This is a genomic window from Parabacteroides sp. AM58-2XD (assembly GCF_003463685.1).
Lineage (GTDB): Bacteria > Bacteroidota > Bacteroidia > Bacteroidales > Tannerellaceae > Parabacteroides > Parabacteroides segnis.
In genome coordinates, this window is sequence record NZ_QSDP01000046.1 from 17522 (window position 1) to 42776 (window position 25255).

The 25255-nt window shown below is 42.6% G+C and carries 22 protein-coding genes and 2 pseudogenes; 10 read left to right on the plus strand and 14 right to left on the minus strand.

All coding sequences use genetic code 11. The annotated features are described in order from the left end of the window. The first annotated feature begins 48 nt into the window (after window positions 1-48). The 8 genes and pseudogenes from coaBC (at window position 49) to DXA15_RS12555 (ending at window position 6760) form a co-directional block, all read left to right on the plus strand. Window positions 49-1251, plus strand: coding sequence for a bifunctional phosphopantothenoylcysteine decarboxylase/phosphopantothenate--cysteine ligase CoaBC (gene coaBC, locus DXA15_RS12520; protein WP_122327860.1), 1203 nt, complete (start codon window positions 49-51; stop codon window positions 1249-1251). Further along, a complete protein-coding gene (locus DXA15_RS12525; protein WP_046147001.1) occupies window positions 1248-2162 on the plus strand; it encodes a DUF4835 family protein in 915 nt (304 codons plus the stop codon). The genes coaBC and DXA15_RS12525 overlap by 4 nt, the downstream gene beginning before the upstream one ends. 9 nt (window positions 2163-2171) lie before the next feature. Then, window positions 2172-3836 carry a DNA repair protein RecN gene (gene recN / locus DXA15_RS12530; RefSeq protein WP_128134242.1) on the plus strand — a complete coding sequence of 555 codons (1665 nt, stop codon included), beginning with the start codon at window positions 2172-2174 and terminating at the stop codon, window positions 3834-3836. Window positions 3837-3904: 68 nt separating this feature from the next. After that, window positions 3905-4675, plus strand: coding sequence for a hypothetical protein (locus tag DXA15_RS12535; protein ID WP_233567240.1), 771 nt, complete (start codon window positions 3905-3907; stop codon window positions 4673-4675). 48 nt (window positions 4676-4723) lie between these two features. Further along, window positions 4724-5071, plus strand: coding sequence for a DUF1622 domain-containing protein (locus tag DXA15_RS12540; protein ID WP_128134243.1), 348 nt, complete (start codon window positions 4724-4726; stop codon window positions 5069-5071). 62 nt (window positions 5072-5133) lie between these two features. Beyond that, on the plus strand, window positions 5134-5559 hold the full coding sequence (locus tag DXA15_RS12545) for a hypothetical protein (RefSeq protein ID WP_128134244.1): 426 nt from the start codon (window positions 5134-5136) through the stop codon (window positions 5557-5559). Window positions 5560-5614: 55 nt separating this feature from the next. Further along, a pseudogene (gene rlmB / locus DXA15_RS12550) lies at window positions 5615-6366 on the plus strand (23S rRNA (guanosine(2251)-2'-O)-methyltransferase RlmB). A 13-nt stretch (window positions 6367-6379) separates the two neighbouring features. After that, window positions 6380-6760, plus strand: a complete 381-nt coding sequence (locus tag DXA15_RS12555; protein ID WP_122327662.1) for a RidA family protein — start codon at window positions 6380-6382, stop codon at window positions 6758-6760. Window positions 6761-6876: 116 nt separating this feature from the next. On the opposite strand, the gene DXA15_RS26450 is transcribed toward DXA15_RS12555, so the two are convergent. The 3 genes from DXA15_RS26450 to DXA15_RS12565 form a co-directional block, all read right to left on the minus strand. Beyond that, on the minus strand, window positions 6877-7542 hold the full coding sequence (locus DXA15_RS26450; RefSeq protein ID WP_233567241.1) for a hypothetical protein: 666 nt from the start codon (window positions 7540-7542) through the stop codon (window positions 6877-6879). Continuing rightward, window positions 7539-8438, minus strand: a complete 900-nt coding sequence (locus DXA15_RS26455) for an alkyl hydroperoxide reductase (RefSeq protein ID WP_233567242.1) — start codon at window positions 8436-8438, stop codon at window positions 7539-7541. Before DXA15_RS26455 ends, DXA15_RS26450 begins: the two co-directional genes overlap by 4 nt. 75 nt (window positions 8439-8513) lie before the next feature. After that, complete coding sequence (locus tag DXA15_RS12565; RefSeq protein WP_128134245.1) at window positions 8514-10328, minus strand: YgiQ family radical SAM protein; 1815 nt, start codon at window positions 10326-10328, stop codon at window positions 8514-8516. A 182-nt stretch (window positions 10329-10510) separates the two neighbouring features. Between DXA15_RS12565 and DXA15_RS12570 the strand changes: the two genes are divergently transcribed. Continuing rightward, window positions 10511-11512 (plus strand): malate dehydrogenase, encoded by a 1002-nt coding sequence (locus DXA15_RS12570; RefSeq protein ID WP_128134246.1) that lies wholly within the window; start codon window positions 10511-10513, stop codon window positions 11510-11512. Between the two features lie 76 nt (window positions 11513-11588). On the opposite strand, the gene DXA15_RS12575 is transcribed toward DXA15_RS12570, so the two are convergent. The 6 genes and pseudogenes from DXA15_RS12575 to DXA15_RS12600 all read right to left on the minus strand — a co-directional run bounded on the left by DXA15_RS12575 (window position 11589) and on the right by DXA15_RS12600 (window position 19417). Continuing rightward, window positions 11589-14081, minus strand: coding sequence for a prolyl oligopeptidase family serine peptidase (locus DXA15_RS12575; protein ID WP_128134247.1), 2493 nt, complete (start codon window positions 14079-14081; stop codon window positions 11589-11591). A gap of 161 nt (window positions 14082-14242) precedes the next feature. Then, the gene (locus DXA15_RS12580; RefSeq protein ID WP_233567243.1) at window positions 14243-14689 is read right to left on the minus strand and encodes a class I SAM-dependent methyltransferase; all 447 of its coding nucleotides are present in this window, start codon (window positions 14687-14689) and stop codon (window positions 14243-14245) included. Then, the gene (ispE, locus tag DXA15_RS12585) at window positions 14668-15477 is read right to left on the minus strand and encodes a 4-(cytidine 5'-diphospho)-2-C-methyl-D-erythritol kinase (protein ID WP_128134248.1); all 810 of its coding nucleotides are present in this window, start codon (window positions 15475-15477) and stop codon (window positions 14668-14670) included. The genes DXA15_RS12580 and ispE overlap by 22 nt, the downstream gene beginning before the upstream one ends. 244 nt (window positions 15478-15721) lie before the next feature. Then, window positions 15722-16231: an RNA polymerase sigma factor gene (locus DXA15_RS12590; protein ID WP_007656255.1), complete on the minus strand. Its 510-nt coding sequence runs from the start codon at window positions 16229-16231 to the stop codon at window positions 15722-15724. Window positions 16232-16649: 418 nt separating this feature from the next. Beyond that, window positions 16650-18085 (minus strand): annotated as a pseudogene (locus DXA15_RS12595) (MFS transporter). A 24-nt stretch (window positions 18086-18109) separates the two neighbouring features. After that, window positions 18110-19417, minus strand: a complete 1308-nt coding sequence (locus DXA15_RS12600; protein ID WP_128134249.1) for a folylpolyglutamate synthase/dihydrofolate synthase family protein — start codon at window positions 19415-19417, stop codon at window positions 18110-18112. 80 nt (window positions 19418-19497) lie between these two features. Here DXA15_RS12600 and DXA15_RS12605 point away from each other — a divergent pair, with 80 nt between their 5' ends. Further along, a complete protein-coding gene (locus tag DXA15_RS12605) occupies window positions 19498-19752 on the plus strand; it encodes a TIGR03905 family TSCPD domain-containing protein (RefSeq protein WP_128134250.1) in 255 nt (84 codons plus the stop codon). 30 nt (window positions 19753-19782) lie between these two features. On the opposite strand, the gene DXA15_RS12610 is transcribed toward DXA15_RS12605, so the two are convergent. The 5 genes from DXA15_RS12610 to DXA15_RS12630 form a co-directional block, all read right to left on the minus strand. Beyond that, entirely contained in the window at window positions 19783-21525 is a 1743-nt protein-coding gene (locus DXA15_RS12610; RefSeq protein ID WP_128134251.1) for an SUMF1/EgtB/PvdO family nonheme iron enzyme, read from the minus strand. A 73-nt stretch (window positions 21526-21598) separates the two neighbouring features. After that, window positions 21599-22282: a response regulator transcription factor gene (locus DXA15_RS12615; protein WP_028729143.1), complete on the minus strand. Its 684-nt coding sequence runs from the start codon at window positions 22280-22282 to the stop codon at window positions 21599-21601. Between the two features lie 22 nt (window positions 22283-22304). Further along, window positions 22305-23756, minus strand: a complete 1452-nt coding sequence (locus DXA15_RS12620; protein ID WP_128134252.1) for a sensor histidine kinase KdpD — start codon at window positions 23754-23756, stop codon at window positions 22305-22307. 66 nt (window positions 23757-23822) lie between these two features. Further along, window positions 23823-24557, minus strand: coding sequence for a DUF3307 domain-containing protein (locus tag DXA15_RS12625; RefSeq protein WP_128134253.1), 735 nt, complete (start codon window positions 24555-24557; stop codon window positions 23823-23825). Between the two features lie 5 nt (window positions 24558-24562). After that, complete coding sequence (locus tag DXA15_RS12630; RefSeq protein WP_128134254.1) at window positions 24563-25204, minus strand: hypothetical protein; 642 nt, start codon at window positions 25202-25204, stop codon at window positions 24563-24565. Window positions 25205-25255 lie beyond the last annotated feature (51 nt).

Consider the following 25255-nt stretch of genomic DNA (forward strand, 5'->3'; position numbering starts at 1 on the left):
AAACTAAAATCCCTTTCGGATGAATATTTATTTGAATGAATAAGAATGATGCTGAAAGGTAAACATATCATATTAGGAATTACAGGAAGTATAGCTGCTTATAAAGCTGCTTATATTATCCGTGCATTGGTAAAGAAAGGTGCCGAGGTACAGGTTGTAATAACACCTGCTGGGAAAGAGTTTATTACACCGATAACACTCTCTGCCTTAAGTAGTAATCCCGTTATCAGTGAGTTTTTCTCTAACCGCGACGGCTCGTGGCACAGCCATGTCGATTTGGGACTGTGGGCAGATGCCATGCTGATTGCTCCGGCAACAGCGTCGACAATCGGCAAGATGGCTAATGGAATAGCCGATAACATGCTGGTGACAACTTACCTGTCTTGCAAAGCACCCGTTTTCATCGCTCCGGCAATGGACCTGGATATGTTTGCCCATCCTTCTACACAACAGAATCTGGACCGTCTCCGTTCATTCGGAAACCATATCATCGAACCAGCTGAAGGTGAATTGGCAAGCCATCTGGTAGGTAAAGGCAGGATGGAGGAACCGGACAAGATTATAGCTGTTCTGGAAGAGTTTTTCGCTTCCCGCACCGTCCTTGAAAAAAAAAAGATTGTAATAACAGCCGGTCCGACGTACGAAAAGATTGATCCCGTACGTTTTATAGGTAACTATTCTTCCGGGAAGATGGGATTTGCACTGGCAGAGGCCTGTGCACAGCAAGGGGCCGAAGTTACATTGATAGCCGGCCCGGTATCGTTGACGACCACGCATCCGAATATACAACGGATTGATGTGGAATCTGCCGAAGAAATGTATCAGGCGGCCATGACGGCTTTTCCCGAAGCGGATGCCGGTATATTATGTGCGGCTGTAGCCGATTATCGTCCGGAGATACAAGCAGACGAAAAGATCAAACGCGAAAGTAAAGGGGAAATGATGCTTCACCTGGTTCCGAACAAAGATATTGCTGCCTCCTTAGGGGCAATTAAACGGGAAGGACAGGTTTTGGTTGGTTTTGCTTTGGAGACAAACAACGAAGCAACGAATGCCGAAAGTAAACTGAAGCGGAAAAATCTCGATTTCATCGTGTTGAATTCGCTTCGTGACGCAGGCGCTGGTTTCCGTTGCGATACCAATAAGATATCCATTATCGACCGTCAGGGAGAAACAACCGGTTATCCGTTGAAATCAAAACAAGGGGTAGCTGTTGATATCGTAAACAAGTTGGCAACATTATTGAAATGAAAATGATTAAAAGACTGTTATTCCTGTTCCTGTTGGGAACTACATCCTTTATCGGTTATGCGCAAGATAGAGCAAACGAGTTTAATGCCCAGGTCAAAATCAACAGTGATAAGATCCAGGGGACTAATAAGCAGGTATATACTACTTTGCAGGACGCTTTGACTCAGTTTATCAATACCCGGAAATGGACGGATGCAACCTTTGGTATCAACGAACGGATTGACTGTACTTTTAATATCATTATCAACGAGGCTACTGATAACAGTTATAAGGCTGAATTGCAGATTCAGGCTAGTCGTCCGGTGTACAACTCAAGTTATGTAACGACTTTGCTGAATTTCCGTGATACACAATTAGACTTTGATTACACAGAGTTCGAACAGTTGGAATATACGGAGAATACGTTAAACAGTAACCTGATCGCTACTGTTGTTTTCTATTTATATACGATTCTGGGACTCGATTTCGACAGCTTTTCACCTAGAGGCGGAACAGCTTTTTTCCAACAAGCGCAACAGGTTGTCACCCTGGCGCAGTCTCAAATGTCGTGGAACGGTTGGAAAGCCTTTGACAGTGACCGTAACCGGCACGCAATAGCAACAGCATTGAATGAAAATGCTTCGGAAGGATATCGTGACATGTGGTATAATTATCACCGGAAAGGTCTCGATGAAATGGCTGCTAATGTGGATCGCGGACGTACTACGATCTTGTCTTTATTGCCGACATTGGAGGAATTGAAGAAAACCCGTCCGACATCTGTCCTGTTACAAATGTTTGCCGATTCCAAATTGGATGAAGTTGTTGCCATATATTCTAAAGCAACTACGACCGAAAAGCAGGAAGGATACAAAATGCTTTCTAACCTGTATCCGGCAATGACAACCCGTTTGGAGCCACTTAAAAAGTAAAAGAGAATTATGCTGAGATCTTTATTCATACAGAATTTTGTCTTAATAGATAGTCTGGATATTCAGTTTGATAACGGCTTTTCGGTGATAACCGGTGAAACGGGAGCCGGGAAGTCTATTATTTTAGGGGCTTTGTCGCTGGTATTGGGCCAACGGGCCGACGGGAAAAGTATCAAGAGTGGTTCGGATAAATGTGTGATCGAAGCAACATTTGATGTTTCCAAATATCAACTGGAAGAATTTTTTCATGTGAATGATCTGGAGTATGATCCGGAAATATGTATTCTTCGCAGGGAACTGTTTGCATCCGGCAAGTCGCGTGCTTTCGTTAACGATTCACCTGTGCCGCTTACCGTCATGAAGGAACTGGGAAGCCGACTGATCGATATACATTCGCAACATCAGAACCTGTTGCTCGGAGATAATCGCTTCCAGATGAAGGTAATCGATGTAATGGCGGAAAACGAAATCCTTCTGATCCTGTATCGTAAAGAATACCAGCGTTATCTCTCTTTGAAACGGGAGTTGAAAGATTTGACGGAGAAGGCTGACCAGAATCGGCAGGAAGAGGATTATATCCGTTTCCAACTGGAACAACTGACGGATGCTCATCTGGTTGCCGGTGAACAGGAAGAACTGGAGCAGGAGTTGGAGACATTGTCGCATGCCGAAGATATTAAAGGATCCTTATATAAAATAACAGAATTGTTGAATGGCGAAGAGCAGGGAAGCGTACAGCTTATCAAAGAGGCCCTTTCGACCGCCGATTCGTTGGAAAGGTTTTATCCAAAAGCCAGGGAGATTGCCGAACGTCTGCGTTCTGCCTATATTGATCTGAACGACCTGGCCTCAGAAACCGATGTTCTTAAAGAAGATGTCGAGTTCAATCCTGAACGTCTCGAATGGGTGAACGAACGCCTGAACACTTTGTACACATTGGAACAGAAACACCGGGTTCCGACAGTGGAAGAGTTGATTGCCATTCAGGATAAATATACGGAACAGCTACATGATATAGACTCTTTCGACGAGCAGATCGAGGGTATAAAAGCCCAGTTGGAAATATCATATCAGGAATTACTTCAGCAGGCCGCTGTTTTGAGTGAGCAACGTAAGATCGCCTCCAAAGCTATTGCCTCTCAACTGGTAAAAATGGTTATTCCGCTGGGGATGCCGAACGTGAGGTTTGCTATCGATTTTGTTACCCGTCCGGAGCCGGAAAGCGATGGAATGGACGATATTCGTTTCCTTTTCTCTGCCAATAAGAGTGGCGAACTGCAACCGGTTGCCCAAACTGCTTCCGGTGGTGAAATATCCCGTCTTATGTTATGCATCAAGGCAATGATTGCCGGCTTCACAGCTCTTCCCGCTATTATTTTTGATGAAGTGGATACAGGAGTTTCCGGTGATATCGCCGATAAAATGGGGGATATTATGCAGGATCTGGGTACAAAGATGCAAGTGATAACCATTACCCATTTGCCACAGATTGCTGCGAAAGGTAAAGATCATTTCTTTGTCTATAAGGAAGATACAACGGAACGTACGATAACCCGCATTAAAAAATTGAATAAAGAAGAACGTGTTAAAGAGGTTGCCCGCATGTTGAGCGGTGCGTCACTAACCGGCGCTTCGATAGCCAATGCAAAAGAGTTATTGAAAACCAAACGTTGATTATGTCTGTTAAACCTTTTCTTCTTAGAACGGTCATAGATGTAATTATTAACTAAAAATGAACAGTCATGAAACGGATTAGCTTTATATGTTTGTTGATTTTATTGTGCAGTTTGCCGGGACAAGCTCAGTTTTGGATCAGTTTTGGTTGGAATGAGCCACATTGCCAGAGTTGTCTCTGGATGGAACAGGCCATGCGCCTGAACGGAAGACAGGCCGCCGATTATCATAATATCGTACATAAGTACGGTCAGAGAATAGAAAAGGAAGCCCGTAAGCATTATCGCTATTGGGACCAGTCTGCCAAGAAGATATTTAATCTGCGTATGGAACGTGACCGTAAGTTGCAACGAGTTCTTTCTCCTTCGCAATTCCGTCTGTATGTTCGTTTTGTTCGCGAACGTCCGCAGCGTATCCATGATTATCAGGGATGGTATAATAACCCCCACTATCCGAATTATCGTCCTCTGATATTTGCTGGCGCTATGAAGACCATTACTGGCATAATCAATGGGAATATTCAAATGGACGATGGAATGGGCGTTTTGATGACGGCAAGTGGTATCGGGGTAAATACGATCGTCCCAATCATCATGATAACGGACAGTGGCGTCCGGACAATCATAATCGTCCCAATAATAACCAGCATTTCAATAAACCGTCCAGACCGGGAAATGATCGGTACGATAAGGATAAAAGACCGGACAACCGGAGAGACCACGACCGTGATAGAGACAGGAAAGACAAAGACAGAAAAGAAAAGGATAAAAAGGAAAAAGACAATAAACGGCAGGAAAGTAAACGCTCTGAAGTTTACCGCAGAAGCTGAAAATTACTGATTGAACTTTCCGGAACATGAGTTTGTTCCTAGTATAAAGAATAAACTCATGTTCACGCATTTTCTAAATATTCTGGCTACGATTATCAGTGTGGTAAGCCTGCTGATCGTTACTTATGGGGCACTGGTCGCTTTTATCTCTTTTCTGGGAAACGAACTCAAGCGATTTACCGGACAATATTCAACAGTCAATATCCGTCGGCTGCGAGCGGAATTAGGTACTTATTTATTATTGGGATTGGAGTTGCTGATCGCTTCAGATATTCTTAAAACCGTCTTGGAACCCAGTTTGGACGAACTGGCTATCCTTGGCGGTATTGTTGTTTTAAGGACCATCCTTTCCGTTTTTCTGAATAAGGAGATTAAAGAGTTGGATAGTGAAAAGGAGGCCTCATGAACTTTCAGGATTAGGATATGTCGTTAAAAATCGTACTTTTGCATTTCAGTAAAAGTAGACGGATGTTCAGAGTTAATAAGCGGATATTATTATTTATAGCAGGTTGCGTATGGATTATAGCCGGAGTCAATATTCTCCGGATCGGAATTCTTACGTGGATGCATGATGCCCATTACTCGGTGTTAAAGGTAGGAGAAGCAGTTATTGTGTTTCTGTTATTCCTCAATTTTGTGTTTTTACGTTTGTTCAGAAAGCATAGCCGTCGTATTGCCCAAAAAGGAGAAAAGAATTGTCCTTTCTCTTTCTTTGATGCCAAAGGTTGGATTGTAATGTTTTTTATGATCACTTTAGGAGTGGGAATCCGTCATTCCCGTATATTGCCGGACTCTTTTATTTCCGTTTTTTATACAGGTTTGTCATCTGCACTGATTATAACAGGAGTATTATTTCTTATTCAAGGCGTGAAGGAATGGCGAAACAGTAAATAATGTTTGTATATTTGCATTCGTATTTAAAAGAGGACATACAGTTAATATATATTTGATGAAGGAAAACGAAATGGTGTTCGGCATACGTGCCGTAATCGAGGCTATCCAGGCCGATAAGGAAATAGATAAAATACTTGTTAAGCGCGAGTTGCAGGGAGAACTTTCCCGTGAATTGTTCGAGGTGCTGAAAGGACGTGATATTCCTGTACAGCGTGTACCGGCCGAACGTCTTGACCGCCTGACCCGGAAGAATCATCAGGGAGTGATCGCCTTTATTCCAGCTGTTACTTATCAGCGTCTGGAAGATATTATTCCTTTCGTTTATGAACAGGGAAAGAATCCTTTCATCGTACTTTTGGACGGTATAACCGATGTCCGTAATTTCGGGCAATTGCCCGTACCTGCGAATGTGCCGGTGTGGATGCCATTGTTATTCCGGCCAAAGGAAGCGTGACGGTGAATGCGGATGCCATCAAAACATCTGCCGGAGCGTTGCATGTATTGCCTGTTTGTAAAGAGAAAAGTATTGAAGAATCCATCCGCTTTTTACAGGCAAGCGGTGTCAAGGTATATGCAGCCAGCGAAAAAGCTTACGAGAACTATACTTCTATCAAATATGACGGTCCGGTTGCTATCGTAATGGGAGCAGAGGATAAAGGAGTTTCTATGGATAACCTGCGAATCTGCGACAGCATGGTGAAAATACCGCAGTTCGGAACGATCGGTTCCCTGAACGTCTCGGTAGCCAGCTCCATCCTGATTTATGAGGTTGTCCGCCAGCGTATGAATGAAGAACAAAACAACTAAAAAGATAAACACAATGAAAAAAGTTATTGCAACAACAAATGCACCGGCCGCCATCGGTCCTTACAGCCAGGCCATACAAGTAGGAAATATGCTTTTCGCTTCCGGACAACTGGGTATCGATCCGGCAACCGGTAATTTCGTAGAAGGAGCTGTAAAGGAACAGACAGCTCAGGCTTTCAAGAATGTGAAGGCTATCCTGGCAGAAGCCGGTCTTGATATCAGCGACGTAGTCAAAACGACTGTATTTCTTGCTGATATGGGTGATTTCGGAGCGATGAACGAAGTATACGCCTCTCAGTTTGAAGGTGCTTTTCCGGCACGTTCGGCTGTTGCTGTAAAGACTTTGCCGAAGAATGGTTTGGTAGAGATTGAAGTGATCGCTGTAAAGGCTTGATAATCACTGTCAAAAAAATAAGGGACTTTTGAAGTTAAAAGTCAGGACTTTCGTTTTTAAAAGTCCTGTCTTAACATTTCAAAAGTCCCTTATTTTTTTCAGACAAGCCCGTATTTTTATTCTTGAGTCAGTGACAAACCTACTATTTTGAAACAGGAATCGCAATCACCTTCGATGAAATCGACTGTTTTTGTTCCGGCCGGCAAAGCGGGGAAGTGCAACTTAAAAGAGTACTCACCTGATTCCGGCATTGTGAAGCGTTCGTCCGGTGTGATGCCGTCTGCTGATGTTAGCGGATAATGAGTACCGTCTTCTGTTTTCAGGAAAGTGTCCTTGCCTATACTTACCCAGTATCCGGGAGAGTTAAAGGCTTTCATATGGAAAATCGTTTCAGAACCGGTCAACTCTATTCTGTTGATCTCTACAGTTTCCGTATTGCTTGATTTTTCGATAGGAAAATCAACAATGGTCGTGTTTCCTTCCTTTTTCACAGACATAACACGGTCTGATTTGTTTACCCATTTGTTTAGCTTACGTTTAAGTAATCCTTTTCCGTATCCGCTCCAGCTATGCAGGATGATCCCTTCCGGTGAGATAATGACATAATGAGGTATTCCTCTTACATTATATTTAGCTGCCAGTCCGCTCATTCCTCCAAAATCATTCAGGTTTACCCATGACATATCTTTCGTTTTAGAAATCTCTTTCCATCCTTTTTCTGTGTCTGTGCTCAGACTAATGACAGTTACTTTGTCTTTCCATGTTTCGGATATTTCTTTCATTTCCGGCAAAGCATCATACAAGGACCACAACCGCGGCTCCAAAAATCGACCAGGAGATATTTACCTTTATAGTCGGCCAGATGATGAATATTGCCTTGCAAGTCGTAGAGGTCGGTATCCGCCATTTCATCGCCTTCTTTCACTGTAATGGGAGGATAAAGACATACCGTGATTTCCTTACCAGCCTGAGAGTTTTTCTCATTATCGGATAACTTGTTGTATAAAGCAATCAAATCTTCCTTATAAGGATAGTTTTCCATGTATTTACTTTGCTTGCATTGGCCAAGCAATTTATCCATCCAGACTGTTCCTTTAGGAGTTTGCTGCATTATTTCGATTTCTTTTTGGGAGGAGATCAGTCGTAATGAATCCGTTTTTTTCTGAAGTTCTTTCATTTCATTCCTGATCGCATTCTTTTCTTCTTCGGAAGGATTGCCCGTCCTTCCTTTGGAGAACAAATCCATTAACTGTATATAGATTTCCTGTTCTTTACTACATTCTTCCCGGCAAGCGTCGGCATACCGGTTTAAATCCTGCTGTTCCTGGATATCGGCCGATACATTCCATGTCCTGATAAGTTTATTATTACCGGTAACGGTTGTCTCTTTGCCGGGAGCCACCCATACATCCAGCCAGGTGTTTGGAAACCCTTTGTCATGGCTGGAGACCATTAATGCTTCGGGAGCATTGTCGACGGTTTCACCTTTGAAGGTAAAACATTCATTGATGACCGTATCCTGAGCGATCTGGCTCATGACTTGTCCGTCACTACGATAAAGGACAATCTGGGTACTGTCCTCCAGTCCGGAGATTTTGCCTTTTATCGTGAATTCGTTTTGTGCTTGTGCAGATATAACGAATATAAGCGATATACCTGCTAAAAGTGCTTTTACCATATTTATATGAATTAAGTAAATGCAATATTACGATTTTTTCGTAATTAACAAGCAGGATAGGTGAAATATTATTGTTTACCGGCCGAATAATTTAGTAAGCAGGTCTTTTTTTCCTATTTTTTGTAACGCCTGGGTTATCTGCCTGCGAAATTCCGGTTTATACCAGAAGAAGAATTGCCGTTGTGCCAGTTTCTGTTCTTTTGTACGGGCTGTATATACTTTTTCTAATGTATAAGGATGATAACCTGTGTAATATATTTCCGTAGCCAGTGTCATGGGGGTAGGAGTGAAGTCCTGTACCTGTTCCAGTTGGAAATGCAGTTTCTTGGTCTCGATAGCCAGTTTTGCCATATCTTCTTCCGTACAGCCGGGATGGCTGGAAATGAAGTATGGAATTAATTGTTGGTTAAGTCCCTGCTGCTTGTTGATACGGTCGAATATTTTTTTGAATTGTCCGAATTGATCGAAAGAAGGTTTACGCATCATTTTCAGAACATTGTCTTCCGTATGTTCGGGAGCCACTTTCAGACGGCCCGATACATGCCGGGCGATCAACTCTTCCGTGTAGCTCTGAGCTGACTTATTCACGATTTCATCGTCGTAACGGTGCAACAGCAGATCATAACGTACGCCGCTACCGATAAATGAGCGTTTGATCTGTGGCATACTGTCCACTGCTTTATAAATGTCCAGCAACGGAGTATGGTCCGCATTCAGATTCTTACAGATGGCAGGAGAGATGCAGGACGGTTTTTTACATTTGGCACAAATACTCTGATCTTTGCCTTTCATCCGGTACATATTGGCGGAAGGACCTCCCAAATCACTCAGGTATCCTTTGAAATCTGGCATTTCCGTGATAGCCTTTACTTCTTTCAGGATAGACTCTTTGCTCCGGGAAGCGATGAACTTTCCCTGGTGGGCGGAGATTGTACAGAATGCACAGCCTCCAAAGCATCCCCGGTGCATATTTACTGAAAACTTGATCATCTCGAATGCCGGTATGACTTTTCCCTTATATTTGGGATGCGGCAAGCGGGTGTAAGGCAGATCGAACGAAGCATCTACTTCGGCTTCCGTCATAGAAGGGAAAGGAGGATTCACTACAATAGTCTGCTTTCCAACCTGCTGGAGAATACGCGATGCATTATATTTGTTCGATTCTTCTTCGATATGACGGAAGTTTTTGGCCTGTTTTAATTTATCGCGAAGACACTCTTCATGTGAGAAAAGCACGATGTCATCGGGCTTTATCTCTTCCTTTCCTGTCAGATAAACTGTTTGGCGAATATCTTTTAATGAATTAAAAGATTCTCCGGCCTTCAGGCGGGTAACTAATTCATTTATGGGTAGTTCTCCCATTCCATAGATCAGGAGATCTGCCGGACTGTCGATCAGGATACCTGGTCGTAACCTGTCCTGCCAGTAATCATAATGAGACAGCCTGCGTAAAGAAGCCTCGATTCCACCGAGTACGACCGGTACGTCGGGATAAAGCTCTTTCAGTATTTTGGTATAGACAATGCTGGGATAATCCGGGCGCATTCCTGCCCGGCGATCCGGAGTATAGGCATCATCGCTACGTAACCGTTTATTGGCCGTATAATGATTGATCATCGAATCCATTGCTCCGGGTGAGACTCCGAAGAAGAGGCGGGGAATGCCCAGTTTTTTAAAATCACGATAATCTCCGCGCCAGTCCGGCTGCGGAACAATAGCCACCCGAAGCCCCAAGGCTTCCAAGGTACGTCCGATAACGGCAGCACCAAACGAAGGATGATCCACATAGGCATCCCCACTGAAAAGAATTACATCTATATAATCCCATCCACGCGCTTCAACTTCTTTCTTGGTGGTGGGCAACCATGCTTCCGGTCTGAATGTTTTCATGTTGCAAAGGTAGGAATTTGAGCTATAACTTTAGCTTATAGTGGATAGATTTTAATGATTGGCATATAAGGAAAGGATGTTTTACCTTTGTAACCGAAAAGAAAAATATAGGCGAAACGGTAAACATTATCAATAAGATATGTGTTCTCTTAATAAACATAATTATTAAAAAATAATACAGTATGAAAGCATTAACAGACGAAAAGCTCACTATCGTAGGTGCAGCAGGTATGATCGGTTCAAACATGGCCCAGACAGCTTTAATGATGGGGTTAACTTCTAATATTTGTCTTTACGACCCTTTTGCTCCGGCTTTGGAAGGTGTTGCAGAAGAAATGTTCCAGTCCGGATTTGAATATGCAAACATAACCTATACATCCGATATCAGCGAAGCGCTGAGAGGTGCCAAATATGTTGTTTCATCCGGTGGTGCAGCCCGTAAAGCCGGTATGACCCGTGAGGACTTATTGAAAGGTAATGCTGAAATTGCTGCTCAGTTCGGAAAGGATCTCCGTGCTTATTGTCCGGACGTAAAACATGTGGTAGTTATTTTTAATCCGGCCGATATTACCGGATTGATCACATTGCTGTATTCCGGATTGAAACCTTCCCAGGTAAGTACTTTGGCTGCACTTGACAGCACCCGTCTGCAAACAGCTTTGGCACAGCATTTCGGAATCCGTCAGAACCTGGTAAAAGGTTGCCGTACTTATGGAGGTCATGGCGAACAGATGGCTGTTTTTGCTTCTACTGCAACTGTCGACGGTAAACCGTTATTGGATTTGATCGGTACTCCGGAACTGACAGACGAACAATGGGAAGACCTGAAAGTGAAAGTTATACAGGGTGGAAAACGTATCATCGAACTTCGCGGTCGTTCTTCTTTCCAGAGTCCGTCTTACCTGTCAATCGAAATGATCCGTGCCGCTATGGGTGGCGAAGCATTCCGCTGGCCTGCCGGGACATATGTTCACTCCGGTAAATTCGACCATATCATGATGGCGATGGAAACAGAAATCACTAAAGACGGTATTTTCTATAAAGAAGTAGAAGGAACACCGAAAGAAAATGCAGAACTGGCAGAAAGTTATGTTCATCTGAGTAAACTGCGTGATGAAGTGATCAGCATGGGTATTATTCCTGAAATCCATCTGTGGCATACATTGAATCCGCACATGAAATAAGCCGTTTCTTATATGTTATATACGAAGAAGGGAGCGACCGTTAATCGGCACTCCCTTTCTTTCTTTGTAATTTTATTTATAATGTTCTTTCCGGATACAGGGCATCCCACCATTCCGGTTCATCTTTTAGCCATTTGGCAAACCAGGCAAAAATCGTGTTCTGCCATTCCAGGCGTTTTTTGTAATCAGCTACACCGTGGTTTTCTCCGTCAACCTGGATAAATTCCACTGTCTTGCCGAGTAGTTTCAATGCCAGGAACATCTGGATACTTTCGCCAACCGGGACATTTGTATCGGCATTGCCATGTAACAGCAATAACGGAGTTTTGATCTTGTCAGCGTTGAACAACGGACTGTGTTTAGTGAAGAACTCAGGGTTATTCCAGGGATAAGTTCCGGTATTGGCTACGGAACAGTAACCATATCCCCAATATCCTTCTCCCCAATAACTGCTCAGTGCACTGATACCGGCATGGCTGACAGCAGCAGCAAATAAATCGGTGCGGGTTTGCAGATATTGTGTCATAAACCCTCCGTAGCTGGCACCTGCACAACCGATCTTTTTAGGGTTTACAAAGGAATGTTCTTTACAAAACAATTCTGTGCCGCGGATAATTTCATCGGCAGTCGGTTCTCCCCAGGCATTTACGTGGCGGGCAGCAAATTCTTGTCCGAATCCGGTTGTTCCGCTGGGATTGAGCGTATAGACTACATATCCCTGGGCGGCATACATATGCATGGAGTAGCTGAATTCCAAAGCACGGTTCGTCGGCGAAGTTCCTCCATAGTAATAGATGATCATCGGGTATTTTTTGTCCGGATCGAAATTTGGTGGCAGATAATAACGTCCCTGTATGGTTGTTCCGTCTTCTGCCGTGAAGTTCCAGTCATGAACTTCTCCAAGTTTAACGTCTTTGAGTTTTTCTGCAGACAGGTCGTAGATCAGACGGTTCTTTCCACTTTTCAAGTCATAAGCGTATAAACGATTTGCGTTTGAAGTACTTTGTCCGTAATAATACATTACCGGAGCTGTTTCTGCCAATGAGTAATTATAAACGACGTCTTCAGAAGTATTGATCTGTTTGATTTTTCCGTTTGCCGGATTACAGGTATAGATACGCAGATAGTCCTGGTCTTCCGTCATCATATAAATCTGACCGTCGTATTTGTTCCAGAGTGCACCAGTTACATTCGGATTGAAATCCTTGGTTAGTGCCGTTGCTTTCCGGGTAGTCGGATCATACAGGAATAACTGGCCGTCGTATGTATTTGAGATTTGTCCTTCCCTGATATTTAAACCGATTCCACCGAAAGCATTTCCCGATCCGCTAACCAGTAATTGTTTTCCGTCGGGAGAGAAAGTTCCGCCGTTCACATATTTGGCATGTTCCCAAAGGGTATCGACTGCCATCGTTTGCAAGTCGAGTTTGTATAACGAGTTGCTGGAATGAGGTAGAGATGTATAATCCGTTTCACTGGTACTGAACAACAGGTAACGGCTATCCGGGCTGACATCATTAATATATGTACTGTTATGTCCGAATGTCAGTTGTTCGTATAGTCCGGATTGCAGATCGTAGCGCCAAATGAAATAACGGTTACGGAATCCCGGCAGACGGTCGTTCGGTTCGAGGATACGGAGCATGTCGGGGCCATCCTTCGGACCTTCCTCCTGTATGGTGAAGAGGAGTGTCTTTTCATCCGGGGTAAAGTTGAAGCTACCTTCCGGCAGGTTATCTGCCAGTATCTCTTCCTGCATGTTGGCCGGATCGACTGTCACCAGTTCCTTTCCATTCATGCCGGTACGGGTGAAATACATTTTATTACTAGTCGGCATCCAGCTGGCACTCATGATAAATCCTTTATCCTGCAAAAGGATGCGTCCGCTGGCGGCTTCACGCAATTGAGCGTATGATTCGCTTTTTCCACCTTCCAGGCGTGTATAATATTTCACTAATACATATTTGCCGTTGGGAGACAGGCTAACGCCACGAAAGTTTGTTCCTTCCAGAATATCCCGTGAGGTATATCTTTTATCCGGATTAAGTGAAGCAACGACTTTCGCTTCTTCCTTACTTTTATAGATTGCCTTTAATGTAGGCGGACAGGTATCGTTGTCGGCTGTCAGGTATTTCACAACCACTTCATACCGGTGCGGTTCCATTGTCAGTTCAGAAGTTGCACTCACCGGTTTGTTATTTATATACACATCGAAAGAACCGGGGCCGGAAACTTCTAAAGTTCCTTTGGTATAACGGTCACTGTTCAGATAAAAGGAGAAAAGATGCAGGGCATATCCTTTTTCCGGAGCCTGGAAACTGATTATTCCAGCTGTATCTGCATCCAGAATGGTCGCGTTGGCGAATGCTTTGTCGAAAGGGACTGTCGATTTTAACAGATTTTTGATCTCGAAAGGTTTTCCGTTTACATTCAGGCTGTCTGCCATGATCGGTTTATTAACCGGAACAGGACCGGTATGCAGAAATTGCATCACTTTTATATCTTCTGCTGCCTGTAGAGTAAAGGCGGAGAGAAGTAATGCAGAAAGTAAATAGGTACATTTATTCATGTTATCTTGTATTAATTAATAGCGAATTCCGCTGACCATATAAAGTTCGTGGGTATCTTCCATTGCCTCGATATGAAAATAAGGTTCCATCAAGGCGGCAACTTCCCTAGCCGTAGGCAGGCCGAACGATATTCTGTTTGCTTGTTTATTGTGATGTCCGTTTATGTTTTCCCTCCCTTCGCTGTGCAGATCACAAGTTCACCTCCCGGGACAAGTAATTCTGCCAGATGGCCGATTATCTCATCCGGATGTTCGAAATGAGGAAAAACACTATAGGCAATAATAAAATCGAACTGTTCGTCTTTCAGTTCCATAACATCCATGCAACGGAAATCGACTATCGGGGTAGCATATTTGTTTTGTGCTGCTTCAATCATCCGCGGCGAAATGTCTATTCCTGTAATATGGGCTGGTGAATAAGTTAACAGATACTGTTCGAGTACACCGGTTCCGCATCCGACATCCAATATGCGAAGTCCTTTATGCAGAGTGGTCTGTTCCAGTATCTGATTGATTTTTTCTGGTGCATGATAGCAAAGTTCGTCCCAGCGATCTGCTAATGCATCAAAGAAACCGGCTATAACATTCATGGTAATTGTCCCTCCCATACAAAACAATCGGTGAATTGCTCTTTGAACTGAGTCGGTGCTTCGAACAATCCGAATACGGAGGAACCTGACCCAGACATAGAAGCGTAGATGGCCCCAGCCTGGTAGAGTGTTTCTTTGATCCGACCGATAACCGGATGTTTGCTGAAGACGCTCTTTTCGAAATCATTTACCATTAAGTTTTTCCATTCGGAAACCGGTTTGTTTATAATATCTTTTAGTGAGATTGCCGGAACTTTTGGGGTGACTAATGAATAGGCCTCCGGAGTGGAAACGGCAACATCCGGTTTTATCAGGCAGAAATGATAGCCTTTTAATGATAATTCGACTGGTTCGAATATATTTCCTGTTCCGGTAGCGAATACCGGTGTATTGCGGATAAAGAACGGACAGTCAGCACCGATGGAAGCTGCGATTTTTTCCAGTTCGTCTGCATGGATATCCAGTTTGCAGAAATCATTCAGCAATTTCAGCATGAAAGCGGCATCAGCCGATCCGCCACCCAGTCCGGCTCCGAAAGGGATAGCTTTAAGGAGATGGATTTCCAGAGGCGGTATTTCATATTGTGTTTTCAGCAGGTTCAGTGCTTTTATCACAAGGTTTTTTTCCATGGGAGCATCCACCTGTATTCCTGTCTGGGTGAAAGATAGTTTTTCAGCATTCACTATTTCAAGTGCATCTTTCACAGGGATAGGATAGAATACAGTCTCGATGTTATGATAACCGTCTGTCCGTTTACTAACAACGTTTAGTCCCAGGTTTATTTTGGCATTAGGAAAACAAATCATAGAATAGATCCTTTAAATTATGTTTTTTAGACAAACGTAGGCAAAATAATTAGGATAAACAAACGTAACGTATAGCTTGTATAATCGAAGCTGTCATAAATCTAAAGAAAAGAACTTATTTATTTTTCAATTAAATAGTTGTCATGTAATTTATCGGTCGCTAAACATTTGTTTGAAAATAGCAAAAGCGACTACCAAATGAATAGTAGTCGCTTTTATGTTATACTGGGAAAGGGAAGAGGGATTACATATTTTGGAAGTCCTTTAACCTTTTCTGTAATTCTTGACGAGCAAAGAAGATACGACTCTTCACTGTTCCTAAGGGCACATTAAGTTTTTCTGCTATTTCGTTATACTTATAGCCACTTAAAAACATGGAGAAGGGAACCTTCAGATCATCGTTCAATCCGTTGATCGCTTTGGTGATCTCCTTAATTTGATACGCTTTATCCGGTGAATCAAATCCGGAATCATTGACAACATCCAGATTATATAAATCTGCACTTGAGTCAACAACTGTCTGTACACGCACAATCTTATGGTAATTGTTTATGAAAATATTACGCATGACAGTTAAAACCCATCCTTTGAAATTAACATTGTCAACGAATTTATCCTGATTATCTAGTACCTTTAATGTAGTATCCTGTAGCAAATCCTGAGCATCGTCCCGGTTTGCAGTGAGCATAAGTGCAAAATTCATCATGTTTTCTTGCAAGCTCAATAATTTTTGTTGAAATTGTATCCCATTCATATTACTAACTTTTTGAATGTTTATTGTCGGTTATGTGCTGTGTTTCAATACTGAAGCACAATACAAAAATATGTAATTTAAATCAATGAGACTAATTCTTTGCATAATATTAATACTTAACGCTCAATCTTAATATTTATAGGCTAAAAACGTCTGATACTGAGTAGGATTTGCAAGTTTGTAGCTTGTATATGTTTAACATTTACAAGTTTGGTGTTGATTTATTCAACAAGGCATAAAATGAATCTTGAGCAATCAATACAAATATAGAAAATTATCGGATAAGAATAGTAATTATCATTAAAAGAAACAAGAGTAAATCGAATGCGGGTTTTTATAAATAAAGAGAGCGATGTCAGTAATTTATGTAATTTACCGACATCGCTCTCTTTATGATTGTCTTTTTTATATAATGAATTTATCTCTGACCTTCACCGATCATCTCTTCAGCCAGATATTTATCTGCATCTTTTTGGATATTAGGTAATTCCAAACCGTAACCTTTTATACGGTCTTCTCTTTTCAGGAGATATGAAATGAGAAGTGCAAGTATACCAAAACAGGTAAAGATAATCATTGGAATGGTATAATCGTAAGTCGGTTTTTCATTGACATAACCGGTTATACAGTATTTATCGAGTACTTTACCTATGAGGTAAGGCACACCCATTAATCCCCAGTTTTGTACCCAAAAAATAAGGCATATGCTGTTCCTAACTTATTTTCCGGAATAATTTTTGGAACAGAAGGCCACATGGCTGAAGGTACAAGCGAGAAAGCAATTCCTAACAGGATAACCAGTACAAGTGCTACCAACCAATTATCCAGGAATGGTAAAGAGAATGTGAAATGGATGCATACAAGCATGATTGCACCGATCATCATGATGGTGGCACCTTTCCCTTTCCGATCGTACAGGTTGCCGAAGAACGGAGTCAGCAGGATAGTACCAAACGGCAGGATCGAGGGGATGATTCCGGAAAGAGTAGGTTCAATACCGAATTTGTTAATCATCAGGCTGGGTGCGTATTTCAGAAACGGGAATACGGCGGAATAGAACAATACGCATAAAAGGGCGACATACCAAAAGCCTTTAAGGGTAATAATATCCAGGATATCTTTGGCACGGAAAGGAGCTTCTTCCTCTTCTTCACCTTCGTCGAGGATTTCCTGATCCCGTTTTTTATCCATTACAACGAATACGATGAATGACAGGAATCCGATGCATAATAAGATTAGTCCGATAAAAATAGGTATACTGATAGAATTATTGAAAGCCCGGCTCAGAATAGGCGTTATACCGATTGCTAAACCTGTTCCGATACGGGCACACGCCATTTCAAGTCCCATTGCTAATGCCATTTCCTTACCTTTAAACCATTTGACAATGATTTTCGATACGGTTATACCGGCAATCTCGATGCCTACGCCAAAGAGTGCATAGCCTAAAGAGGCAATGAGTAGAGGATAACCCCATTCGGTTCCGAAAACAGAAACTGTTTCACCACCGAAATCATGAGAGATACCGAACCATTTAATGAAAACACCGACCAGCATGATACCGGTGGCCATTAAACCAGTGAAACGTACTCCCATCTTATCAAGGATCATACCGCCGAAAATAAGCATTAACAGGAAAACATTGAACCAGCCGTATGCACTTGTAAATTTACCGTAGTCATCGCCACTCCACCCAAGGCCGCCGCTCATGACGGGGGTTTGTAATAAATCCTGAAGCGGAGCCATCATATCTGTAATGAAGTAACCGCAAAGCATTGTAAATGCAACGAGTGCCAAAACCGACCATCGTGCCGTTTTGGATTCGCTCAATTTCATTTGAATTTGTTTTACCATGATATTTGTTTTTATTAAGTTGTATTATTTGTCTTCTTTCATGAAAAGGGGGAGGGCATCGGCTACGATGAACGTGCTTCCTCCGATAAAGATCGTATCTTCTTCGCCGGCTCTGGCTAACGCCCGTTCAACAGCAATGGCGACAGAGTCGCATGTGACGCCGCTAAGACCGTGCATCATACCCATGGCGGCAATTTCGGCTGCCGGCATTGCCCGTGGAACGGATGCCTGTGTAAAAAAGTAGAAAGCATCCTGGGGCATCAGGTCCAGCACACCGTTAATATCTTTGTCGTTTACCATGCCGACGATCATATAAGTATGACGGGAACGCTTCATTACTTCTTTCAGCTGCATGTTCAGATATTGCCATCCGCCGGTGTTGTGGCCTGTATCGCATATCACTTTTGGTTTTTCCTGCAAAACCTGCCAGCGTCCCATTAGTCCGGTGAATTCAACTACATGCTCGAATCCTTCGCGTACAGCTTCCTGAGGTATATCGATTCCCTGAGTGTAAAGCAGATTGAGAGCAGCCAGTACAGTTTTGGCATTTCTTACTTGCGCCACTCCGCCCAATTCACCGAATAGTTGTCCGTACTCGACGGAATCAAAATACCATTCGCCGGTATCCATCAGATATGATTCGTTTAGCAGGTCTTCCTGTGAAGCAAAATAAACCAGTGTCTCATTCCTGTGAGCTGCATCGGCAAATACCTGTGCAACGCTTTGGGTATATATTTCACCTACCAGTGCCGGAACTTTGGGTTTGATGATCCCTGCTTTTTCAAAGGCGATCTTTTCTACCGTATCGCCCAGAAACTGGGTATGGTCGAGACTGATATTCGTGATAATACTCAGGATAGGAGTGATAATGTTGGTGCTGTCCAACCGTCCGCCCATGCCTACTTCGATAATGGCAAAATCAACTTCTTCAGCTCGGAAATAATCGAAAGCCATGGTAGAAGTCAGTTCGAAGAAGGAAGGGTGAAGTGGTTCGAAAGTGGTACGATGGCGCTCTACAAAATCTATTACATATTCTTTGGGTATCATTTTACCGTTGACACGGATGCGTTCGCGGAAATCGATCAGGTGGGGAGATGTGAAAAGTCCGACTTTATATCCCGCCTGATGAAGGATCGCTGCCAGTAAATGGCTGACGGAACCTTTTCCGTTTGTCCCTGCTACGTGGATTGTCTTATAGGCTTTATGGGGATTCCCCAGATAATTGTCCAGTGCAATACTGGTGTCCAGTCCCGGCTTGTAAGCGGATGCTCCGCTGTGCTGAAATACCGGAATGCTTGTATATAGATAGTGAAGCGTTTCTTCGTAAGTCATGCTGTTAGTTTTTTATAATTGGCAAAAGTACTTAATTTTATTTATACCTTTGCACCCCGTGAATATAAAAGTACAAAGAGATGAGTAAACAACGTATAGCTTACACTCCTACAGGAGGGGTATGTTCTAAAATGATGATTGTTGACGCTGAAGACAATGTGATTACCGGAGTTCAGATTGTAGGCGGATGCCAGGGAAACACACAAGGTTTATCAAAATTACTGGTTGGCATGGAAGTACAGGACGCCATACAACGATTGGAGGGCATCGATTGCCGTGAACGGGGTACCTCTTGCCCGGACCAACTGGCACAGGCTTTAAAGAAATTGAGTTGAACCCTGCTGCCAGGTTTTATTTCCGACGGATTAAGGGATATCTTTCACGATCCTGAATCCGTTGTTGAAATGTTTACTTCCCGGGTAAATATAATAATGACAGGTAGGACGGCAACTCGCCCGTTCGTTGAACCAGGTACCTCCACGTACGACAGCATATAGTTTGCCATCCTTTTCAAAACTGTCGGAACACCATTCCCATACATTTCCGCTCATATCATGGATGCCCAGTTCATTCGGTTTCTTCATGCCGACCGGATGCGGTTTGCCTTCCGAGTTTCCGGCATACCATCCCAGGCTGTCGAGTTCCATCCCTCCGCTGTACAGATGATCGCGTTTACCGTATAATCCGCCGCGGGCAGCATATTCCCATTCTTCTTCTGTCGGCAGACGTCCGCCCGCCCATTGGCAATAAGCTTGTGCTCCGTACCAGGTAATATAAATGGCCGGATGTGCTTCATACCCGGGGATCGGTTTCCCTTGTCCGATTCCCCAGTTACATTCATAATATAAGGGTTGTCCTGCATCCGGCCCTTCTTTTACCACCTGACTTCCGTAAGCTTTTAAAAAAGCGGCAAACTGGAAATTGGTTATTTCGTATTTACTGATGGAAAAACTTTTAACCGTTACTTTATGGGGTGGATTATTGTCTTCTTTATAGGTTGATCCCATTGTAAATGTACTGCCTTTCACTTCAATCATTTCCGGATTGATATTGGTCGACAGCCATTTGCGAAATTCTATATCTTTTATCCGTTTCCGGGCTTCTTCGCGATCTTCCTCCCTGACATCACTTTCGATGAATTTGTTGAGGTAAGAGATGGATATGTCGTATGCTTCATCCCCTTTTAGCGGAAGCAGGCGTTCGTACATCGTTGACAGGGCAATATATCCGTCGGTTCGTTCCGGGTCCAGGCGCACTCCCTGTTCATATAGTTTATATGCTTCTTCCGTGTATTTATTGATTTGAATAGCACTGCCGCTTAATGACAGCAGGTTGTCTGCCTGCCGGATGCAGTCATCTGCATAGGGATTGATCTGGTTACTGATGAGGCGGGCGAATTTCGTCTTTTTCATCTCTACCGGGATCAGGCGATAGAACTGACGTAATGAGTCTGGCGATAACTTTTTCATGATACGGGTAAGGAGGAACTGGCCGGCATATTTGTCCATATTATGCTCAATAAATGAAATACGGATGGAATCCCGTTCTTGTTGGGCTATACGTAACCTCAAGTCAGTCTGGGGTTCGAAAGTTTTGGCAGCCATTTCTTTCTTGATAGATTCCAAGGCAGCTTTTGCCATTTTCTTATTACCAAGACGTTTGTCTTTTTTTGCTCTCAAATCATGTAAATACATGGAAATAATGTTGAGGCTATCTATTCTTTGGTTAACCTGGCTGGTCTTATTTAAATAATCTGTATATCCTATATGTGTTTCAGCTCCCCTGTATTTGAGATTGTGCGGGAAGTCGGAGAGGTTACCTTCGATGTATAGAGTGTCTTTATCGATTAGGAGGTCACAGTAATAAAATTCATCTTCAATAGTTGTACATAACCATAAATGCTGGGGAATATCCGATAAGGTCCCTCTCATTTGGAAAGCATCTTTTTCGATCCGCATGGAGTTGATGATCCGCTGGTTATCGAATTGTTTCAGAAAGAAGACAGTGCCGTCTTTTACGCCTGTTATATGCGCTTGTATTACGTACCGGTCGTTTGCTGTTAGCCATGAGGTACAGCAGAGAAGTAACAAGCTTATCAGTATTTTCATATTCATCAGTATATTCTATGGTTCATTTATAGTTATTCCTTACTTATCCACTGTCTTGGCATAGAATGCACTTTTAGTCAATAATAAGTTTGTAACCGATTCCCCGTACATTCAGTATCTTTATACTGGGATCGTCCGATAGTTTATGACGCAGCTTTGTAATGAAAACATGAAGGCTGCGGGCATTAAAGAAAGAGTCGTCGCCCCAAAGGTCGAGTAGGACATCTTTCATCGGTAATACATGATCCTTGTTTTCGCAAAGACGTTTGAGTATTTCCGACTCGCGGTTGCTTAACAGTTGCTTTTCTCCACAGTATTGCAGGGTTTGCGTGATGGAGTCGAATGTGTATTGTCCGAGGTTGAAGGTCGACTTTTCTTCTTTACGGACGGTGATCTTATTCAGCAGGGCTTTGATACGGATGATCAGCTCGGCCATGCCGAAGGGCTTTTTGAGGTAATCGTTACCGCCCAGTTCGAAGCCTTCGACCACATCATTCGCTGCTGAACGGGCCGAAAGGAAAAGGACAGGGATCTGGCTGTCGGTCTTGCGGATATGGCGTATCAGGGTGAAGCCGTCTATCTTCGGCATCATGATATCTGTTACAATGATATCCGGTTTTACTTCTTTGTAAAGAGCCAGGCCTTCTTCGCCGTCGGCTGCCAACACGATGTCGAACTCTTCGCCATCCAATGTATCTTTGATGATCATTGCAAGGGTCGGTTCGTCTTCAACCAGTAATACTTTTATTTTTGCCATAGTCTTTCTTTTCTTTTCTTTTTCAGTTTTTAAAATGGAGGGTAAATGTGGTTCCTTTGCCCGGTTGGCTTTTTACAGATACCGATCCTCCGTGTTTGCTCATCATGTCCTTTACGTAATAAAGTCCCAGGCCGAATCCTTTTACATTATGCAGGTTACCGCTGGGTACCCGGTAAAACTTATCGAATATATGTGGCAGGCTGGCTTCACTGATACCGATTCCGTTGTCGGTAACGGAGATACGGATCCCGTTTGTCTGTGTCTCTGCTTGTATGGAGATATTACAATAAGGTTTGTCTCCCGAATATTTCACGGCATTATCGATCAGGTTTCCCAACATATTATAGAAATGCGTGCGGTCTGCAAATACTGCAATGTTGTTCGGGATATTTACGGTGAAGTTGACAGGCTTACCGGCCTTTAACTTATGTTGTTCAATGAGCGGGGGAATGATATCCGTGATAGGAATCGATTCCTGTTTCAGACGGAATGTATTGCGATTCTCTACCGAAAGCGTAAGGATCTGTTCGACCAGGCCGCTTAGCTGGGTCAGTTGTTCACGGATAATTCCGAGGTATTTCTTTTGTTTTTCGTTGGCGTTGTTGTCGTAATTGAGTAATACGTCGTTGGCCGCATAAGCAACGGAGATCGGTGTTTTCAGTTCGTGTGTCATATTGTTGGTGAAGTCCGTTTTCAATTCTTCTACGGTTTTTTGCCGGAGAATAGTATGGATCAGATAGATAAATGCTATCAGGATCAGGATCACGAGCAGGAGGGAGGAGATGAGTATTCCTGCCATTTGTTTGAATACCAGTTGAAAAGGAGTTTTTAATGTTAATCGGTAATATTGCTCCGATTGTGTAGAGATCGGATAGTTGAATTGGGAGGCTTTATCCCAGTTCTCTGTCGCAATAACAGAGTCGGTGGACTGGATGCTCATTACTACTTTCGGCAAGCTGTCGACCAATTGTACGACTTCCAGCTTGTGAGGTACAAAAATATCATGCTGTTTGAGTTCTATGGAAAGGAGGCTGTCGTATTTATTATAGTTGACTGGCATGAGTGAATCTATTTTCATGTGGAGTGCTTGTTGTATTTGCCCTTCCAGGTCGGTAAGCAAACTAAGATATTCATTCAGCGATTTAGATATATCCTTATTTTTGAATGGATTCTTATCCGTATGGACGGCAAAAGTATCCATCATTCCTGCTTTTTCAGTTTCTTCATCCTCTTCTTTTGAAAAGGTAAAACTTTGACTTATCTCTCCATGGGTTTCTCCTTGGGTCAATTCGTCGATGCGGATAAATATTTCCTTATAATCAGCCATACGCATAGCTTCCTCTATGTTACCATTGATTTGTATCCAGGTCGAGTCATACAATCCTTTCAGCCAGTATCCCTGCGAGAACAACAGTGCCGCCAGTGATATACTGATCAATGCGGCTATAATCTTGAAGCTTAATTTTGTTTTCATGTCTAAAACCTCTTCTTTCAGACAAAAGTAATGGATAAGTTCGGGAGTTTCGGGGGTATGATAAGACTAAATAACACTTCCCGGATGAGTAGAAAGCCAATTCATAATAAGCCCTATAATTATGGCAATGGTGAAACTGGCAAGTGTCCCGATCAGAACATACTCAGTAGTTTTGATTTCTTTACTTTTATTCAATTCTCCAAATCGAAAAATAGATTTGGCCGCTAGAAGAAATCCTATTGCTTCAATTTTTCCAATCAATATAAAAGTTATAATCAATATTCGTTCGAGATAGCCAATCCATTGACCTGCATTTTGAAGACTTTCAGATACGTTACCTTTATCTCTCCATCTTTTGGTGAACAGTCCGAGGAATATAGATGCAGGTTTTAGTATAAGCAGATAACCGATCAGATATATCCAACATTTGTCACATTTCATAATGTTTTGAAGTATATCTCCGACAGCTGCATATTGTTTGGTTATTACCACCCATAACGTACAAAGTACCAGGATGTGTAAGACCTGATCTATGATAAATGAATATAGTTTCTCTTTCTGAGTGATTTTCCATAAGTCGATGGCGAAATGTGTTATGAAAATAACAGGAATGATGAACCAACAATTCCATAGTCCTGCAACAATATAAGTAACCAAGGCTTGTGTCAGGCTGTGGATGATATGATATTGGTATTTACCTTCCCGTTTTTTTCTTACAATTTTATTTGTTTGTAAAATGAAATCTACAATCAAATGGGAGAATAATAGTTTTAGTAAAAGATTCAGGTCTGTTAATTCCATAATTATTATTGTATTAAGGTTGTTGTCAATTGTTCATAGCGATTCAGGTAAAGTTCTATTAAGTTTACTTTTCCCCCAATTAATAGTTTACTGATTGCTTGTGATGATTTTTGTAAATCATCGGCAATCTCTTTTTGTGTTTTACCGGTTGATAGAAACAAAAATATTGCCTGAGCCTGTGTGATCGTCCAATTCGAAACAATATCGTCAACCAAAGCGGTGCTGACTATAAATTCTTCATTGAAGTTTTCCCAGGGAGTTCTGATTGCCAGCTTTTTTGAACGACCTAATTTATCAAACTCCCAACCGGAGTTACGGAAAGCTTCTCCATCGGATTCGATTACACTTTGTTCTCTTTCAAAATCAATCGTTCCCAGACCTAATGCAACCCGTGCGTCCCATCGGAAAGCGGTGGGTGACTTAGCCTGCAATCCAGCTCGTATCAACAGAGTAATCCTTAATGCTTGTATGGGGTTGTCCACTAGTATTTGAAAGCTGTCGCCGCGATAGATATCCAGTCGGTTCTCTCCCCATTTTCGGGTGCATTGTATAATACCCTGAATAGTGTCCAGCAATAGATTTCTGTCTGCTGGATTTATGTGAGTGGACTGAATGATATCTCCTGTAATTACTCCTTTTATTTTCATATATTTATGGAAAGGTTTTATCCGGAAGCAAATATACTGATATTTATTAAA

Coding starts and splice junctions, on each gene's coding strand:
- DXA15_RS12620 (WP_128134252.1), bottom strand. CDS start 23,756: ATGAAAACAAAATTAAGCTTCAAGATTATAGCCGCATTGATCAGTATA.
- DXA15_RS12555 (WP_122327662.1), top strand. CDS start 6,380: ATGAAAAAAGTTATTGCAACAACAAATGCACCGGCCGCCATCGGTCCT.
- DXA15_RS12590 (WP_007656255.1), bottom strand. CDS start 16,231: ATGAATGGGATACAATTTCAACAAAAATTATTGAGCTTGCAAGAAAAC.
- DXA15_RS12605 (WP_128134250.1), top strand. CDS start 19,498: ATGAGTAAACAACGTATAGCTTACACTCCTACAGGAGGGGTATGTTCT.
- DXA15_RS12575 (WP_128134247.1), bottom strand. CDS start 14,081: ATGAATAAATGTACCTATTTACTTTCTGCATTACTTCTCTCCGCCTTT.
- recN (WP_128134242.1), top strand. CDS start 2,172: ATGCTGAGATCTTTATTCATACAGAATTTTGTCTTAATAGATAGTCTG.
- DXA15_RS26450 (WP_233567241.1), bottom strand. CDS start 7,542: ATGAAAGAAATATCCGAAACATGGAAAGACAAAGTAACTGTCATTAGT.
- DXA15_RS12525 (WP_046147001.1), top strand. CDS start 1,248: ATGAAAATGATTAAAAGACTGTTATTCCTGTTCCTGTTGGGAACTACA.
- DXA15_RS12540 (WP_128134243.1), top strand. CDS start 4,724: ATGTTCACGCATTTTCTAAATATTCTGGCTACGATTATCAGTGTGGTA.
- DXA15_RS12610 (WP_128134251.1), bottom strand. CDS start 21,525: ATGAAAATACTGATAAGCTTGTTACTTCTCTGCTGTACCTCATGGCTA.
- DXA15_RS12615 (WP_028729143.1), bottom strand. CDS start 22,282: ATGGCAAAAATAAAAGTATTACTGGTTGAAGACGAACCGACCCTTGCA.
- DXA15_RS12535 (WP_233567240.1), top strand. CDS start 3,905: ATGAAACGGATTAGCTTTATATGTTTGTTGATTTTATTGTGCAGTTTG.
- DXA15_RS12630 (WP_128134254.1), bottom strand. CDS start 25,204: ATGAAAATAAAAGGAGTAATTACAGGAGATATCATTCAGTCCACTCAC.
- DXA15_RS12580 (WP_233567243.1), bottom strand. CDS start 14,689: ATGGGAGGGACAATTACCATGAATGTTATAGCCGGTTTCTTTGATGCA.
- DXA15_RS12600 (WP_128134249.1), bottom strand. CDS start 19,417: ATGACTTACGAAGAAACGCTTCACTATCTATATACAAGCATTCCGGTA.
- DXA15_RS12545 (WP_128134244.1), top strand. CDS start 5,134: ATGTTCAGAGTTAATAAGCGGATATTATTATTTATAGCAGGTTGCGTA.
- DXA15_RS26455 (WP_233567242.1), bottom strand. CDS start 8,438: ATGGTAAAAGCACTTTTAGCAGGTATATCGCTTATATTCGTTATATCT.
- DXA15_RS12570 (WP_128134246.1), top strand. CDS start 10,511: ATGAAAGCATTAACAGACGAAAAGCTCACTATCGTAGGTGCAGCAGGT.
- ispE (WP_128134248.1), bottom strand. CDS start 15,477: ATGATTTGTTTTCCTAATGCCAAAATAAACCTGGGACTAAACGTTGTT.
- coaBC (WP_122327860.1), top strand. CDS start 49: ATGCTGAAAGGTAAACATATCATATTAGGAATTACAGGAAGTATAGCT.
- DXA15_RS12565 (WP_128134245.1), bottom strand. CDS start 10,328: ATGAAAACATTCAGACCGGAAGCATGGTTGCCCACCACCAAGAAAGAA.
- DXA15_RS12625 (WP_128134253.1), bottom strand. CDS start 24,557: ATGGAATTAACAGACCTGAATCTTTTACTAAAACTATTATTCTCCCAT.